Here is an 18866-nt window from a genome sequence, read left to right as displayed (position 1 = left end):
CCGGGTTGGTCAGTACGGTTTTTCGTGGGAGAAAAGGGGGGCTTCCAACGGTGCGCCCCTTCTCGCTGTCCCCGGCACAACGGGCGCTGCTGCTGGCACAGCAACTCACCCCCGACGTGCCGCTGATGGTGGCGCTGTACGTGGAATTGCGCGGCCCCGTCGACCGCGCCCTGCTGCTGTCCGCGTGCGACCGCGCGGCTCGCGAACTCGAGTCCACCGTCGTGGTTCTCGTCGAGGAGGACGGGGAGACCCGTCAGGTGGCGGTGCCCGACATCGACGACGCCCCCCGGTTCCTCGACCTCGGGGACGAGACCGACCCGGAATCCGCCGCGGCACGGTGGATGACCGAGCAGCACACCCGTCCGCTGGACCCCACCCGGGACCGCCTCGCCGGCATCACGCTGGTCCGGCTGTCCGACGACCGCCACTACCTGTACTGCTATGCACACCACCTGGTGATCGACGGGTACGGCGCGATGGTGCTGGTGCAGCGGATGGCCGAGACCTACACGGCCTGGCAGCGCGGCACCGAGCTCGCGCCGTCGCGCGCCGTCCCGCTGCACGAGCTGGCCGCGCAGGACGACCGCTACACCGGCAGCAACCGCGAAGCGCTCGACCGCGCGCACTGGCAGCCGCGCCTGGCCGCGCTGCCGGCCGCGATCTCGCTGGCCGATCGCCCCGGACCGCTGGCGGTCCCGTCCCGCCGCGTCGCGCGGACACTCGACCCCGCCACCGAGGCCGACGTCCCCGTCGTCACCGCCGCCTTCGCCGCCTACCTCGCCCGCGCGGCCGGGGTCCGCGAGGTGAGCCTGAGCCTGCCCGTGGCCGCCCGCACCACCGCGGCCGCGCGCCGCACGTCGGGCACGCTGTCGAACGTGGTACCGCTGGTGGTGCGCGTGCACCCCGACGACACCGTCGACGCGTTGATCGAACGGGTGCAGGTGGAGCTCACCGGCGCCCTGCGCCACCAGCGCTACCGCTACCACGCCATGCTGGCCGACCTGCCGGACGGCGACGGACGCGGCAGCGTCGGCGGCGTCTTCGGCCCCGTCGTCAACGTCATGTCCTTCGCCCGCGAGCTGCACTTCGGCGACGTCGTCGGCGAGATGACGGTGCTGTCCACCGGCCCGGTCGACGACCTCTCGCTCACCGTCTATCCGGGCTCGGCGGGCGGTGCGCTGCGGATCGATTTCGAGGCCAACCCCACCCGGTACACCGACGATTCGCTGCGCCGGCACCACCACCGGTTCGTCGAGTACCTCACCGCGTTCGCCGCCGACCGCGGCCGGCGCGTCGAGGACCTGCCGTTCGGCGCCGCGGACGAGCTGGACGGGCTGGTCCCGGCCGTCGGCGCGGAGGCCCCGCACGGCCCCACGCTGCTGCCCGACGTGCTGACTCGGCACGCGTCGTCGCCGGGCGTCGCGCTGCGCTGCGGCGACGTCGACCTCACGTATGCCGAACTCGACGCCCGGTCGTCGGCGCTGGCGCGGCGGCTGATCGCACTGGGCTGCGGCCCCGAGGACGGCGTCGCGGTGCTGCTGCCCCGCTCGGCCGACTCCGTGCTGGCGCTGTGGGCGGTGGCCAAGACCGGCGCGGCCTACGTGCCCATCGACCCGGCGCTGCCGAGTCACCGCCTGGCGCAACACCTGCACGGCTCGTCGGTCGCGATCGTCGACCCCGCCGCCGACGTGGCGCTGCCGGCGCACCTCCCGCGCCTCGACACCGGCCACGACGGCTGGTCCACCGCGCCGGTCACCGACGCCGACCGGGTGCGGCCGCTGCGCCCCGACCACCCGGCCTGGATCGTGCACACCTCCGGGTCCACCGGCCGCCCCAAGGGCGTCATGGTGGGCCACCGCGGTCTGGCCGCGCTGGTCGCGACGCTGCGGTCCCGGTACGCGGCCACCGCCGACGCGCGGGTGATCCAGCTGGCCGCACCGATCTTCGACGCGGCCCTGCAGGAAGTGCTGCTGGCCGCCGACGCCGGCGCGACGCTGGTGGTCGCCGCCCCGGACGTCGTCTCCGGCGACGCGCTCGCGGACCTGCTGGCTGTCGAGGCGATCACCCACTTCGTCGCCGCCCCCGCGGTACTCGCGGTCACCGCGCCCGACGAGCTGTCCGCGCTCACCATGCTCGACTCGGGCGGCGACGTGCTGCCCGCCCCGGTCGCGGCGCGCTGGGCGCCCGGCCGCACCCTGATCAACGCCTACGGGCCCACCGAGACCACCATCCTCGCGACGGTCAGCGCGCCGGTGGACCCCGCCGCGCTGGACGGGGTCGCGGCGGTCCCGATCGGCCGGCCCGTCGACGGCGCGGCAGTGGTGGTGCTCGATCACCGACTGCGCCCGGTCCCGCCCGGCTCGGTGGGCGAGCTGTACGTGGCCGGCCCCGCGCTCGCACGCGGCTACGCGGGCCGCCCGGCGCTCACCGCGGAACGGTTCGTCGCGTCCACGGTGGGGCCCGGCCGGATGTACCGCACCGGCGACCTGGTGCGCTGGGGCTTCGACGGCCAGCTCGAATTCGTCGGCCGCGCCGACCGGCAGGTGCAGCTGCGCGGCGTGCGCATCGAGCTCGACGACATCGAATACGCGCTCACCGAACACCCGGGAATCGACTCGGCCGCAGTGACACTCGTCGGCGACCGGCTGATCGCGCACGTGCAGGGCGACGTGCCCACCGCCGGGGCGGTGCGGGACTGGCTCGCCACCCGGCTGCCGCACCACATGATCCCGGACACCGTGGTGGTGCTCGACGCGCTGCCGCTGAAGCCGTCCGGCAAGATCGACCGTCGCGCACTGGCGACGCTGCCCGCGCCCGACGACGCCGCCGGTCGCGCCCCGCACGGCCCCGTCGAACTGCTGGTCGCCGACGCCGTCCGCGCCGTGCTGGACATCGACCACGTGGACGCGTCGTCGGACTTCTTCGCGCTCGGCGGCAACTCGCTGAGCGCCACCCAGCTGGTGGCCCGCATCTCCGCGGGCCTAGGGCGGCAGGTCCCGGTGCGGGACGTGTTCATGCAGCGCACCGTCGCCGGGATCGCGGCCGCCGCCACCGCCCGCGGCACCCGCCCGGCCCTTACCCGCACGGGTACCGACGACACTCCACTCGCGCCCCCGCAGCAGCGGCTGTGGCTGCACCACCGCGCCCACGGCGCCAGCTCCGCCTACCACGTGCCCTTCGCGGTCGACCTCCACGGCGAGCTGTCGGTGCCGGCCCTCGGCGCCGTCCTGCGCGACGTCGTGGACCGGCACGCCGCGCTGCGCACCGCGATCCGCGACGACGGCGACGGCCCCCGCCAGGTGGTGCGGCCCGTCACCGACGTGGTCCCGGAACTGGCTGTGGTGCAGATCGATTCGGACGGCGACGCGGAGCGGGACGCGGCCGCGTTCGCGGCCGCCCCGTTCGACCTCGAATCCGGGCAGCTGATCCGCTTCCGGCTGCAGCGGCGCGCCGCGGACCACCACGTGCTGGTGGTGGTGGCGCACCACATCGCGATGGACGGGCTGTCGTTCCAGCCGCTGCTGCGCGACCTCACCGCCGCCTACCTCGCCCGCTGCGACGGGGCGCCGCCCGCGTGGGAGTCGCTGCCGCTGCAGTACACCGACTATGCGCGCTGGCAGCATGCGGTGCTGCGCTCGCCGGTCTCCGATACCGGCGGCGCCACCGTCCTCGACCGCGAGATCGCCTACTGGAGCGCGAACCTCGCGGGCGTCGCCGACGTCCCGGCGCTGCCCACCGACCGTCCCCGCACCGGCGCCGCCGGGGTCCCGGACCGGGTGCCGTTCCACGTGGATCCGGCCGTCCGGGAGACCCTCGACCGGGTGGCGAACGACCTGGACGCCACCACGTTCATGGTGCTGCACGCGGCCGTCGCGGTGGTGGTCGCCGCCGTCACCGGCCGGCCCGACACCGTCGTCGGCGCCGCCACCTCGGGGCGCACCGACCCGGCGCTGGACGCTCTGGTCGGCATGTTCGTCGGCACCGTCGCGTTGCGCGCCACCGCCGCACCCGAGCGCACCTTCGGCGACCTGGTCGCGGCCGTGCGCGGCATCGACGTGGAGGCGTTCGCGCGCGCCGAGACCCCGTTCGAGCAGGTGCTGGACGCGGTGGGGCTGGACGCGTCGCCGCTGCAGCTGATGCTCGGCTACGAGAGCTTCACCGACCCCGACGTGCAGCTGCCCGGCCTGGTGCTCACCGGCCGGGAACTGCCCGTCACGCAGGCACGGTTCCCGCTCGAGCTCACCGTGCGGGAGGTGCCGGGCGCCGGGCTGGCCGGACACCTGACGTACGACACCGCGCTGTTCGACCGCGACACCGTCGCCGGCTGGCGGGCGCTGCTGCACCACGTCCTGGCCACCGCGGCAGCCGACCCCACCGTCCGGATCGCGGACCTGGTGGCCGCGGCCGCACCGGCGCGCACCGGCCGCGACGCCGACATCGCGACGCTGCCCGAGCTCGCCGCCCGGCCGTGGCGGGTCGCCGATGCCCACGGCCGCACCGTCGACATCCGCCCCCGCGTCGCGACGCTGCCCGAGCTCGCCGCCCGGCCGTGGCGGGTCGCCGATGCCCACGGCCGCACCGTCGACATCCGCCCCCGCGTCGCGGCGCTGGCCGCCCGCCTCGCCGCCCACGGCATCGGCCCCGAAACGTTCGTCGGCGTGGCGGTGCCGCGGTCGGTCGAGTCCGTCGCCGCCGCGCTGGCCGTCGCGTACGCGGGCGCGGCGTTCGTCCCCGTCGACCCGGGCCAGCCCACCGCCCGGCTGCACACGATCCTCGCCGACGCCGGCGTGCGGCACGTGATCGCCGCCGCCGACGTTCCGCTGCCGCCGCACGTGCTGCGAATCGACCCGAACAGCGCCCCGGACACCGAGCCGGGAACCGAACCGGCTGCGCCGCCGCGACTTCCGCACCCCGACAACGCCGCCTACGCGGTGTTCACGTCCGGGTCCACGGGCGTCCCCAAGGGCGTCGTGGTCCCGCACCGCGGCCTCGCCCCGGTCGCGGCCACCCTGCAGCGCAGCTTCGGCATCGACGCCGACGCGCGGGTGCTGCACGCCGCATCGCCCGCGTTCGACGGCTCGCTGCTCGAGTACCTGATGGTGCTGGGCGCCGGCGCCACCCTGGTGGTCGCGCCGCCCGACACGTTCGGCGACGACCTCGCGGAACTGATTCGCGCGCAGTCGATCACGCACTGGTTCTCCACTCCCGCGGTCCCGGCCCAGTTCGACCCCGCCGGCTTCCCGGCGCTGCGGGTGCTCGGCCTGGGCGGCGAGGCGTGGCCGGCGGACCTGGCGACCCGGTGGGGTGCGCCCGAGACCGGGCGCACCGCGCTCAACCTGTACGGCCCCACCGAATCCACCGTCGTGGCCACCGTCAGTCGGCCGCTCGGCGGGTCCGGCGTCCCGCCCATCGGTGACCCGGTGGACGGCACCACCGCCGCCGTCCTCGACGCCGCGCTGCGCCCAGTGGCGGACGGCGTGGTGGGCGAGTTGTATTTGGCCGGACCGGGACTCGCGCGCGGCTACCTCGGCCGGCCCGGTCACACCGCGGAGCGTTTCGTGGCGTCGGTCCTCGGGCCCGGCCGGATGTACCGCACCGGCGACCTGGTGCGCCGCCGCGGCGACGGGCAGCTCGAGTTCGTCGCTCGCGCCGACCAGCAGGTTCAGATCCGCGGCTTCCGCGTCGAACCCGGCGAGGTGGAGACGGTGCTGGCCGCGCATCCCGCGGTGACCACCGCCGTCGTCGTCGCGGACGGCGACGAGCTGGCCGCCTACGTGCACGGCTCGGCGGACCTCGACCCCGACGACGTGCGGCGCCACGCCGCCGACCGGCTGCCCCGCTACATGGTCCCGGCCACCGTCACGGTGCTCGAGACGGTGCCGCTCAGCTCGACCGGCAAGGTGGACCGGGCCGCGCTGCCGGCCCCGGCCCGCCCGGTGCCCGACGGTGCCGCGCTCCGCGGACCGCTGGAGAGCCTGATCGGCCGCATCGCCGCCGATCTGCTCGACCTGCCGTCCGTGGGACCGAGCACCGACTTCTTCGCGTTCGGCGGCAACTCGCTGCTGGCTGCGCGTTTCGCGTCCCGGCTGCGGGCCGCGCTGGGCCGGCGCGTCGACGTGCGCGACGTGTTCGAGCACCCCACCGTCGCGGCCCTGGCGGCGGTCCTCGACGGCCGCGCCGAGGACGTGGGCATCCCGCTGGTCGCGACCGGCGCGACCGGCCCCGCGCCGCTGTCGCCCGCGCAGCAGCGCATGTGGCTGCTGGGCCGCACCCAGCCGTCCGGCGCCGACAACATCGCGTTCGCCGTCGACCTCGACGGCCCCCTGGACGTCGCCGCGCTGCAGGCCGCCGTCGTCGACGTGCTGGAGCGGCACACCGTGCTGCGCACCGTCTTTCCCGAGACCGCGGACGGGCCCGTGCAGGTGGTGCTCCCGGCGGCCGCCGACCTCGCCCCGCAGGAGCTGCCCGCCGACCGGAGCGCCGCCGAGCACGCGCTGGCATCCGAGCCGTTCGACCTCACCGCCCAGCCACCGGTCCGGCTGCGGCTGTATCAGCGCGCCGACCGCGCGCACACCCTCGTCGTGGTCGCGCACCACATCGCCGTCGACGGGCTGTCGATCACCCCGCTGGCCCGCGACCTGGACGTCGCCTACCGGGCCCGCACCGCCGGGCAGGCACCGGAGTGGGACGCGCCGGTGGTCCCGTTCACCGACTACGCCCGCTGGCACCGCGCGGTGCTCGGCGACCCGGACGAGCCCGGCAGCCGCGCGCACCGCGACCTCGCGCACTGGCGGTCGACCCTCGCCGGAGCCGCGTCCACCCCGGCCCTGCCCACCGACCGGCCGCGCACCGCCACCACCGAGCCGGCGCCGGCGGACGCGGCCACGTTCTCCATCTCGGCGGACCTGCACCTGGCCGTGGAAAAGGTGGCGCAGGAATACGATTCGACGCCGTTCATGGTGCTGCACGCGGCGCTGGCGGTGCTGCTGGCCAAGCTGTCGGGCACCGACGACGTGAGCGTCGGCACCCCGGTGTCCGGGCGCGGGCACCAGGACATCGACAACGCCGTGGGCATGTTCGTCGGCACCGTGGTGCTGCGGACCGCGGTCCGCGACCGGTGGACGTTCGCCGAGCTGCTGTCGCACGTGCGCCGCACCGACCTGTCCGCGTTCAGCCACGCCGACCTGCCGTTCGACGCGGTGGTCGCCGGGCTCGCCGGCTCCCGCGCGCTCGCCCACCACCCGCTTTTCCAGGTGATGTTCTCGTACGACGACGTCGCGCCCACCGCGCTGGCGTTCGGCGACATGCAGGCCCGCGGCCGCGAGATCGACACCGGCCGCAGCCGCTTCGACCTCGAGGTCGCCGTCCGTGACCGGGAGCCGGGCAGCCACGCCGCCGGCTTCGACGGCCGCTTCACGTACTCGCGCAGCCTGTTCGACCGGCAGACCGTCGACCGGTGGACGCGGTGGTTCGTGCGGATCCTCGAACTCGTCACCGACGACCCCACGCTCGACGTCGGCTGTATCGATCCCGTGGAGGCCGCCACGTCGGCCGCGGTGACGTCTCCCGAGCCGGCCGCGGCCCACGTGCCGTCACTGCCGGCGCAGGTCGACCGGCACGTGCACGAGCGGCCCGACGCCGTGGCCGTCGTCGCGGGGGAGCAGCGCCTCACCTACGCCGAGCTGGGCGCCCGCTCCCGCGCGCTCGCCGCCGTCCTGGCCGAGCGCGGCGTGGGCGCCGAGGACGTGGTCGCGATCGCGCTGCCGCGGTCGGCGGACCTGGTGGCGGCGATGCTCGCCGTCGTCCGCACCGGCGCCGCGTACCTGCCGCTCGACGTCACCCAGCCGGCCGACCGCCTCACCGCGCTGCTCGACGAGGCCCGCCCGGTGTGCGTCGTGTGCCGCGACGGGTTCACCGCCCCGGTCCCGACGGTCCCGATCGACGCCCTGCCAGCCGCCGGCGACGCGGTCCCGGACGCCGCCGTGCACCCCGCGCAGGCCGCCTACGTGATCTACACCAGCGGCTCCACCGGCGCCCCCAAGGGCGTGGTGGTGACGCACGCGAATCTCAGCGCGCTGCTGGCGAACACGCGCGAGAGCTTCGACTTCGGGGCCGACGACGCGTGGACGATGTTCCACTCGCCGGCGTTCGACTTCTCGGTGTGGGAGATCTGGGGACCGCTCACCACGGGCGGCCGGATCGTGGTGGTGGAGCACACCGAGGCCCGCAGCCCCGCCGACTTCCGCGCCCTGCTCGTCCGCGAGCGTGTCACCGTGCTCAACCAGACGCCCACCGCGTTCGGGCAGCTGGCCGACGTGGACGGCGAGCCCGCCGACCTCGCGGTGCGCGCGTTGATCTTCGGCGGCGAGGCGCTCGACGCCACCCGGGTGCGGGGTTGGCTGGACCGGCATCCGCAGGTGACGGCCGTCAACATGTACGGCATCACCGAGACCACCGTGCACCTCACTCGCGCGGACGTCGCGTCGAACGCGGACGGCGGCAACGACATCGGCGTCCCGCTGCCCGGTGTGCGGCTGTACCTGCTCGATCGGGCGCTGCGCCCGGTGCTGCCCGGCGTGGTGGGCGAGATCTACGTCGGCGGCACCCAGGTGGCGCGCGGCTACCGCGGCCGACCGGACCTCACCGCGCAGCGGTTCGTCGCGGCCCCCAACGGGGACATCGTCTACCGCACCGGCGACCGGGCGCGGCTGCGGGGCGACGGCAGCCTCGAGTACCGCGGCCGCTCCGACGACCAGCTGCAGCTGCGCGGGCACCGCATCGAGCCCGGCGAGGTGCGCACCGCGCTCACCCGGCAACCCGGCATCGCGGCCGCCGCCGTGCTGGGCCGCGACGACCGGCTGGTGGCATACGTCGTGCGCGAACCCGGCTCGACCGCAGTCGATCCCACCCGGCTGATCCGCGACCTGCGCCGCGTGCTGCCCGACTACCTGGTGCCCGCCGTCGTCGTCGAGGTGCCGCAGCTGCCGCGAACCGCCAACGGCAAGCTCGACGTGGCGGCGCTGCCCGCCGCCGCACCCGCCGACCGGCGCACCGGCGCCCCGCGCGGGCCACTGGACGACGTGGTGGCCGACGCCTACCGGGAACTGCTGGGGATCCGCGGCATCGGCTCGGACGACGACTTCTTCGACCTGGGCGGCAACTCGCTGCTCGCGACGCAGCTGGCGGGCCGGATCTCCGCGCTCACCGGCGCCGACGTCAGCGTCCGCGACGTGTTCGAATCCGCCGTCGTCGAGGACCTGGCCCGAGTGGTCGAGGAACGCATCGGCGGGCCGCGCCCCAGCCGCCCACTACCGGCGTCCGACGGTGCCCGCGAGCGGGGCCCGCTCTCGCCCGCCCAGCGGCGGCTGTGGTTCCTGTACCGATTCGCGCCCGAGGAGAGCACCCACAACCTGCCGTTCGTGGTGCGGCTGCGCGGCGACATCGACGTCGCGGCCCTCGAAGCCGCGCTGGGTGACGTGCTGGCCCGGCACCGGACGCTGCGCACCGTCTACCCGTCCGACGAGTCCGGACCCGTCCAGGTCGTCGGCCCGGTGCCGGAGCTGGACCTGACACCGATCGCGGTGCCCGCGACCGCGCTGGACGACTACGTGCGCGCGTTCGCCGAGACGCCGTTCGTGCTCGAGACCGAGCCGCCGGTGCGGGTGCGCCTGTACCGAACCGGTGCCCGCACCCACGCGCTGGTGCTGGTGGTGCACCACATCGCGGCCGACGAATGGTCCCTCACGCCGATGGTGCGCGACACCGCGGACGCGTACCGGTCCCGGCTGGCCGGCCGGGCGCCGCAGTGGGACGCGCTGCCCGTGCAGTACGTGGACTACGCGGCGTGGCAGACCGACGGGGCCGAGGACGACCTGCAGGCGTGGGTCGACACCCTGGACGGGCTGCCCGAACAGTCGACGCTCCCGCACGACCACCCGCGTCCGGCGACCGGCACCGGCCACGCCGACACGGTGCGGATTCGGCTGGACGCCAGCCAGATCGGCGCCGTCCGCGAGGCCGCCCGCCGGGGCCGGGCGACGACGTTCATGGTGCTGCACGCGGTGCTGGCCGCCGTGCTGTCCCGGCACAACGGCTCCGACGACATCCCGATCGGCACCGTCGTCGCGGGCCGCGGCGACCCGCGCCTCGACGACGTGGTCGGCATGTTCGCCTCCACGCTGGTGCTGCGCACCCGGGTGGCACCGGACGCGACGTTCGCCGACCTGCTGGCCCACGTGCGCGAGCAGGACCTGGCCGCGTACACACACGCCCGGACCCCGTTCGAGACCATCGTCGAGCGCCTCGCCCCGGTACGCGACGCGTCGCACCACCCGCTGTTCCAGGTGGCGCTGTCGATGCGCCGCCCCACCCTGCCGCCGCTCGAGCTGCCGGGCCTCGAGGTGTCCGCGGCCGCGGCCCCGCTGGACGCGATGCCGTTCGACCTGCAACTGACCGTCACCGAGACCGGCGACGCCGTCGACCTCGAATTCGCCTACCGCAGTGAGCTGTACGAGGCGGCGACCGTCACCGCGTTCGCGTCCCGCTTCGCGCGGTTCCTCGACGCGGCCGTGCAGCACCCGGACACCGAGGTGGGCCGGATCGACCTGCTGACCTCCGCCGAGCACCGGGCGCTGGTGCCGGCCCGCGGCGCGGCGTCCACCCCGGCGGCGCTGTGGTCGCTGCTGGCCGCCGGCGCCCGGCTCGGCGGTGACGGCCCCGCCGTCACCGCGGGCCCGGACACCCTCGGCTATCCCGAACTGGTGGCGCGGGCGGAGGCGCTGGCCACCACGCTGCGCGCGCACGGCGCGGTGCCCGGCACCACGGTGGCGTGCGCGCTGCCCCGCTCCCTGCACTCGGTGGTCGCGATGTGGGCCATCGCCCGCACCGGCGCCGCACCGGTGATGCTCGATCCCGCCCACCCGGCGCCGCGGTTGGACGGGATGCTCGCCGCGTCCGGTGCGGTGCTCGGGGTGAGCAGCGCCGAGCGCCTCGGCGACCTGCCGCCGCGCACCCGCTGGATCGACGTCGAGTCCGGCGCAGAGTCCGTCGATCTCCCGGAACCGGTGGTGCGGGACGATCACCCCGCGTACGTCGTCTTCACGTCCGGCACCACCGGCGTCCCCAAGGGCATCGTGCTCACCGCCCGCGGACTGGGCGCGCTGGCGCAGGACCTGCGCGAGGTGTTCGCCGCCGCACCCGCCTCCCGGATGCTCGCGCTCGCCTCACCCGGCTTCGACGCCGCGCTGCTCGAGCTGCTGGTCGCGGCCGGCGCCGGCGGATGCCTCGTGGTGGCCCCCGAGAACACCTACGGCGGTGAGGAACTGGCCGGCTTCCTCGAACGCGAACGGATCACCCACGCGTGCATGACGCCGTCGGCGCTGGCGACCGTCCCGGCCCGCCCGCTGCCGGATCTCGCGGCACTGATGCTCGGCGGCGAGCGCGTGGCGCCCGAACTGGTAGAGCGCTGGGCGCCCGGCCGCCGGCTCTACAACGGCTACGGACCGGCCGAGTCGACGGTGTTCGCCACCTACTCGCAGCCGCTGCGCCCGGGCCGGCCCGCGACCATCGGCGGCCCCGCCCGCGGCATCGAGGTCCGCGTCCTGGACGCCCGCCTGCACCCGGTGCCCACCGGCGTGACCGGCGAGCTGTACCTGGCCGGCGACCGGATCGCCGCCGGCTATGTCGGCGAACCCGCCCGCACCGCCGAACGGTTCGTCGCCGGACCGGACGGCAACCGTTGGTACCGCACCGGCGACCTCGCCCGATGGCTCGACGCGGACGAGGGCCGTGTGCTGGAGTTCCAGGGCCGCAACGACACCCAGGTCAAGGTCCGCGGCATCCGCATCGAACCGGGGGAGATCGACGCCGTACTGGCGCGGCGCCCCGACGTCGACCGCGCGGTGACGGTGGTCCGCACCGGCGCGTCCGGGGCGGCGGTGCTGGCGTCGTACGTGGTGCCCGCGGCCGGCGTCGCCGCGCTCGACACCGCGGACCTGCGGCGTGCACTCACCGAGCGGCTGCCGTCGTACATGGTGCCGTCGGCGATCACGGCGGTGCCCGCGCTGCCGCTGACCCCCAACGGCAAGATCGACACCCGCGCCCTGCCCGCCCCGGACGCCGGGGTCCGCGCCCGGCCCGTCACCGGCACCGAGGAACTGGTCGCGGACGTGTTCGCGGCGGTGCTCGGGCACGACGTGGGCCGCACCGACGACTTCTTCGCCACCGGCGGTGACTCGCTGCTCGCCACCACGCTGGTGGCCCGGCTGCGCGAGCGCACCGGCGTGGACGTGCCGCTGCGCCTGCTGTTCGCCGAGCCCACCGTCGCCGGGCTGGCCGCCGCGCTGGCCGACGGCGACCCGGCCGCCCGCGGCCGCGGCCCGGTGGCCGGGACCCGGCCCGCCCGGATCCCGCTCAGCCGGGCCCAGAACCGGCTGTGGGCGCTGCGCCGCACCGGGTCCGGCGACTCCTACCGGCTGCACGCGCAGGTGGAGCTGACCGGACCGCTCGACGTGGACGCGCTGCACGCCGCCGTCGCTGACGTCGTCGCCCGCCACGACGTGCTGCGCAGCCGCGTCGAGACGGACGCGGACGGCCCGTACGTGGTGATCGACGCGGACCGCTCGGACGCCTTTGTCACGCAGGTGCATTCGCCGGCCCCGGACCGGCACGTGCTGGACGTGTCGATCGACCACCTGGTGGCCGACGGCGGATCGGTGGGCGTGCTGGTGCACGACCTCGCCGTCGCCTACGCCGCCCGCGCCGCGGGGGCGGCACCGCAGTGGCCGCCGCTGCCGCTGCAGTACCCGGACTTCGCGGTGTGGGACCACACCCGCGACGTGCCGGCCGACGCGCTCGCGCACTGGCGGCGCGAACTGGCCGACGTCGATGCGGCGGTGCTGCCCACCGACCGGGACGCGGCGCCCGGGGCCGCCGCGACCGTCGAGTTCACGATCGCCCCCGACACCGCGCGGGCGTTGGCCGAGGTCGCGCACACACACCGCGCCACCGAGTTCATGGCCGCGCACGCGGTGCTGGCGGCGCTGCTGGCCCGGCTGAGCGCGCACGACGACGTCACGATCGCCACCGTGGTCTCCGGCCGCCGCTTCCCCGACCTCGAGCCGCTGGTGGGGCTGTTCCTCGACACGCTGGTGCTGCGGGCCCGGGTGGAGCCGGACATGCCGCTGTCCGGGCTGCTGGCGCAGGTCCGGGACTTCGACGTCGCGGCGTTCGACCACGCGAGCGTGCCGGTGGAGCAGATCCTGCCGCTGGTCGGCGGCCGGATGCCGCAGGTGGCGTTGGCGTTCCAGGACTTCACGCCGCCCGTGCTCCGGGCCGGCGAGCTCGAGGTGCGGGCCCGGGAGATCGATGACACCACCGCGCGATTCGACCTGCAGGTGACGCTGTCGCGGGCCGCGGACGGCGGGCTGGACGGCGTGCTCAGCTACGACACCGCCCGTTTCGACGCCGCCACCGCGGCCGGGCTGAGCGAGCAGTTCGCCGCCGCACTGGGTGCCGTCGCCACCGACCCGCAGCTGTCGGTGCAGGAGCTGCCGCTGGCCGTCGCCACCGTGCGCGGCTTCGAGACGGACACGGCGCCGCGGCCCCTGCCGGAACTGCTGCGCGCCACCGCGGCCGCGCACCCCGACCGGGTAGCGGTGATCGACGGCGCGGCGCAGCTCACGTACCGCGAACTGGACGCACAGTCGGACGCGCTGGCGGCCCAGCTGATCCGCGACCACGGCTACGGCACCGACGACGTCGTCGCCCTCGCTCCGGCCCGCTCGCTGGACCGGATCCGGATGCTGTGGGCGGTCACCAAGACCGGTGCGGCGTTCGGGGCTCGCACCGTCCGCGCCGCGGCCGCGGGAACGGCGCGCACCGGGCCGGTCGACGCGCTGGCGTACGTGATCACCACGTCCGGATCCACCGGCACCCCCAAGACCGTCGCCGTCACGCACCGCGGGCTCGCGGCGCTGGCGGCCGAGGCGCGCCGCCGCTACCGCGTCGCGGCCGGTGACCGGGTGCTGCACGGCTACGACCCGGCGTTCGACGCGGCCGTGCTCGAGATCCTGCTGGCGCACACCAGCGGCGCCGCGCTCGTCGTCGCGCCACCGGACGTGTTCGCCGGCCCGCGGCTGCACACGCTGCTGCGCGAGCACGCCGTCACGCATTTCCTGTCCACCCCGGCGGTACTGGCGACCGTCGACCACACCGGTCTGGACGCGCTGCGCGTGGTGGCCAGCGGCGGCGAGGCGCTCGCCCCGCAGGTGGCCGACCGCTGGCGCCGGGGCCGGCTGATGATCGACGCGTACGGGCCCACCGAGGCCACCGTCGTCGCCACCGTCACCGAGGTCGACGGCCGCCCCGGGCTGGGAGACCCGATCCCCGGCAACACCGTTCGCGTGCTCGACGACCGGCTGCGCCCGGTCCCGGTCGGCGGCGTCGGCGAGCTGTACCTGTCCGGGGTGGGGCTGGCCCGCGGCTACCTCGGTGCCCCCGCGCTCACGGCAGCGAGCTTCGTCGCCGCACCGGACGGTGCACGCATGTACCGAACCGGCGACCGGGTGCGGGTCCACGCCGACGGCCGACTGCTGTTCCTGGGGCGCACCGACCGGCAGGTGAAGGTGCGCGGCGTGCGCGTCGAACCCGGCCACGTCGAGGCCGTGCTGGCCCGCCGCCCCGGCGTCGAGCAGGCCGCGGTGATCGTGTGGCACGGCACGCTGGTCGCGTTCGTCACCGGCACCGAGGTGGACGTCCCGGCGCTGCTGGCCACCGTCGCCGCCGAACTGCCGGCCGCGGCCGTCCCCGCCCGGGTGGTGGTGCTGGGCGCCCTCCCCACCACCGCCAACGGCAAGATCGACGCCGACGCGCTCGCGGTGCTCGCCGCCGACTCCGCGCCCCGCACCGCGCGCACACTGACCGCCCGCGAACAGCAGGTGGCCGACGTCGTGGGCGACGTCCTCGGCTTCGCCGTCGACATCGACGCGAGCTTCCTCGCCGCCGGTGGCCACTCACTCGCGGCGGTCGAGGTCGCGGCCCGGCTGAGCGCGGCGCTGGCGCGGGACATCGCGCCCCGCACGGTGTTCGAGGCGCCCACCCTCGCCGCACTCGCGGCCGCCACCACGCCCGCGGCGTCGTCCGAGGTGGCGCTGGCGCCGAGCACCGACACGGTCGCGCCCATCGCCCCGGCGCAGCGACGGCTGTGGCTGCTGCACCAGGCCGACCCCACCCACACCGCGTACTCGATGCCGATCGTGCTGCGCCTCACCGGCGACGTCGACGGCCCCGCGCTCACCGCGGCGTTCCGGGACGTCGTGACCCGGCACGAGGCGCTGCGCACCATCTACCCGGACGCGGACACCCAGCGCGTCGTCCCCGCCGCCGACGTCGACTTCGAGCTGGACACGGCCGGCGGCGACGCGTTCGACGGCCGGATCGCCGCCCTGCTCGTCCGGCCGCTCGAGCTGACGACCCGTCCGCCCGTGCGGGGCGGGCTGTTCCGCGCCGACGACGGCGGATGGGTCCTCGTGGTGGTCGCCCACCACATCGCGTTCGACGGCGCCTCCGTCGCGCCGCTGCTGGCCGACCTGGCCGTGGCGTACGCGGCCCGCACCGCCGGGACGGCGCCGCGCTGGGAACCCCTTGCGCTGCAGTACCGGGACTTCGCTCGGTGGCAGGTGGCGCGCCTGGGCGATCCGGCCGACCCGAACAGCCTCGGCGGCCGGCAGCTGGCCTTCTGGCAGCGCGCGCTCGCGGGTCTGCCGGAGGCACCGCTGCCGCTGCCCACCGACCGCCCCCGCCCGGCCCGCCCGTCGCATCGCGGCGACGCCGTGGACACCGCGCTCCCGGCCGCCACGCATGCGGCGCTGGCCGCGTTCGCCCGCGCACACGACGTCACGGTGTTCATGGTGCTGCACGCCGCGCTCGCGGCGTTGCTGGCGCGGTACTCCGGGCGCAACGACATCGCGGTCGGCACCGTGGCCGCCGGCCGCCCCGACCCGCGGCTGCAGTCCATCGTCGGCATGTTCGTCGGCACTCTCGTGCTGCGGGTCGGGGTGGACACCACCGAGCCGTTCACCGGACTGCTCCGCCGGGCGCGCGCCACCCAACTGGACGCCTTCGCCCATGCGGACGTCCCGTTCGACGACGTCGTCGCGCACGTCGCCCCCACCCGCGACCCGGCGTTCCACCCGCTGTTCCAGGTGCTGCTGGCCCACTCGGCGGGCGCGGCCCCCGTGCCGGCGCTGCCCGGCATCCGGATCGACGAGGGCTCGGCCGCCGACCCGGCGGCGCAGTTCGACCTCGCCTTCGACGTCCGGGAAGAACTGGGCAACAACGGGATCGGCGTGCGGCTCGTGTACGCCACCGACCTGTTCGACCGCGCGACGGCCGCCCAACTGCTGGGGGACTGGTCGGCGCTGCTGGACGCCGTCGTCGCCGATCCGGCGGCCGCGGTGGGCGACCTCCCGCTGGCGGCGCCCGCCCCGGAGCCGGCACCGGCCCCGGCGCCGCGGACCCTGGCGACGATCCTGGCCGACACCGTCGCCGCCCACCCCGACCGCGTCGCGCTGCGCGCCGGCAGCGACCAGTGGACGTATGCCGAGCTCGACGCGGTCGCCGCGGAGCGGGCCGACCGGCTGCGCGTATCCGGGATCGGGCCCGGCGACGTGGTGCCGGTGGACGCGGTCCGCGGGCCCGACTGGGTGATCGACGTGTGGGCCGTGACACGCACCGGCGCGGCCTGGGTGCCGGTGGACCCCAAGCTGCCCGACGAGCGGAAGACGCTGCTGGCCAATCTGTCCGAGACCGCCGTCGCACGCCCGCTCGCCGCGTCCGGCGCGGTGGACGAGCTGGCGTACGTGCTGTTCACGTCGGGCAGCACCGGCCTGCCCAAGGGGGTCGAGGTGACCCACCGGGGCCTGGAGGCGCTGGTGGATCTGCAGCGCCGACGGCTCGGCATCACCGCCGAGTCCCGCGTGCTGCAGGCCGCGTCCCCGACGTTCGACGCCGCGGTGTTCGAGATGCTGGCCGCGCACGCGCACGGCGGGACGCTGGTGTGCGCGCCCGAGTACGCCTACGCCGGAGACGATCTGGCGTCGCTGCTGAACGAGCACGCGATCACCCACGTCAACCTCACGCCCACCGTGCTGGGCACGCTGGACCCGGCCGCGCTGCCCGGACCGCTCACCGTGGTGGCCGCCGGCGAGGTGCTGCCGGTGCCGCTGGCCCGCGCGTGGGCGGATCATCACCTGCACAACGGCTACGGGCCCACCGAGGTCACGGTGGGCGCCACCTGCAGCGGTCCGCTGTCGGCCGGGGACGTCACCATCGGCGTCCCGCTGGCGGGCGTAGGCACCGCCGTGCTCGACGCCCGGCTGCACCCGGTCCCGGTCGGGGTGGTGGGCGAGTTGTACCTGGTCGGCAGCGGACTGGCGCGCGGCTACCGGGGCCAGCCCGCCCTCACCGCGGCCCGGTTCGTGGCCGGGCCCGGCGGCGCACGGTTGTACCGGACCGGCGACCTCGTCCGGCGCCGCCGGGACGGTGCGCTCGAGTACGTCGGCCGCAGCGACGACCAGGTGCAGATCCACGGGGTCCGGGTGGAGCCCGGCGAGATCGACGCCGTGTTCGGCGCCGAACCCGAGGTGCGGGCGTCGGTCACCGTCGCCCGCCGCGGCGGGGACGCCGAGCCCGTGCTGGTGACCTACGTGCAGCCCGCCCCGGGCCGCGATCCGGACCCGGCCCGGCTGCGCGAACGCGCGGCCCGGCTGCTGCCCCGACACCTGGTGCCGGCGGCGGTGCAGGTGGTCGACTCGTTGCCGCGCACCGAATCCGGGAAGATCGACCGGGCCGCGCTGCCCGAGCCGGCCGTCGACGACGGGTCGGTGCAGGGCACGCCGCCGCGGACCGCGCTGGAGCGGCAGATCGCCGCCGTCGTCGCCGAGGTGACGGGACACGCGGACGTGCCCCGCGAGGCCGGCTTCTTCGAACTCGGCGGGACGTCCATGGGCGCGGTCCGGGTGGCCGCCCGGCTGCGCGAGGAACTGGGCCGCGACGTGGCACTCGAATGGTTGTTCACCGAGCCGACCGTCGCCGGGCTCGCGCGCCGCATCGAACGCGGCGACGACGCGGCCGACCCGCTCGCGACGCTGATCCGGCTGAACCGGCCCGCGGCCCCCGCGGGGCCGCCGCTGTTCTGCATCCACCCCGTCAGCGGACTCGCCTGGGGCTACGCCGGTCTCGCCGAACATCTGGGTGACCGGCCGCTCTACGGTCTGCAGGCGACGGGCGGTGCGCCCACCGGCACGATCACCGATCTGGCGCGCGAATACGTCGCGCAGATCCGCGCCGTGCAGCCGGACGGGCCGTACCACTTGCTCGGATGGTCGCTGGGCGGCAACGTCGCCCACGAGATGGCCGTCCAGCTGGAGGCCGCGGGCACCGATGTCGCGAGCCTGGTGCTGCTCGATTCTCATCCCTCGGACCTGGTCCCGGCGGGAACCGGTGCGGCGTGGGACGATCATGCGGACGAGCGACTCGATTCCGACCTCGGCGCTCTCGCATCGAGCGAGATCCGGCGGGTTCTGGAAATCGGGGAGAAGCTCGAAGCCGCTGCCTCGGTGCATCGGCCGGGGACTCATCGAGGAGATGCACTGGTGTTCATTGCGGCGCACGAGGACGAGGTGCGCCGTCGAAACGTGTCCGGGTGGTCGCGGATCGTCTCGGGTCGAGTCACGACGATCGAGGTTCCGTGCCGACACTCGGACATGATCGAACCGGATGCGCTCGCGCGGATCGCTAGTGTTCTCGTCGATTCGACGGGTGAAATTGTATGACGTGCAGACGCTCGAAAAGTGTTGGAAGCGCTG

1 protein-coding gene is annotated in these 18866 nt (G+C 75.6%); it reads left to right on the top strand.

Annotated features, from left to right (window positions below; translation table 11 throughout):
• The first annotated feature begins 50 nt into the window (after positions 1 to 50).
• Entirely contained in the window at positions 51 to 18833 is an 18783-nt protein-coding gene (locus tag E7742_RS15875; RefSeq protein ID WP_137799816.1) for a non-ribosomal peptide synthetase, read from the top strand.
• Positions 18834 to 18866 lie beyond the last annotated feature (33 nt).

The sequence above is a fragment of the Rhodococcus sp. SGAir0479 genome (genome assembly GCF_005484805.1).
Classification (GTDB): Bacteria; Actinomycetota; Actinomycetes; order Mycobacteriales; family Mycobacteriaceae; genus Prescottella.
The sequence above is the reverse complement of the archived record's forward strand: the minus strand, read 5'-3'. Positions and strand labels throughout refer to the sequence as shown.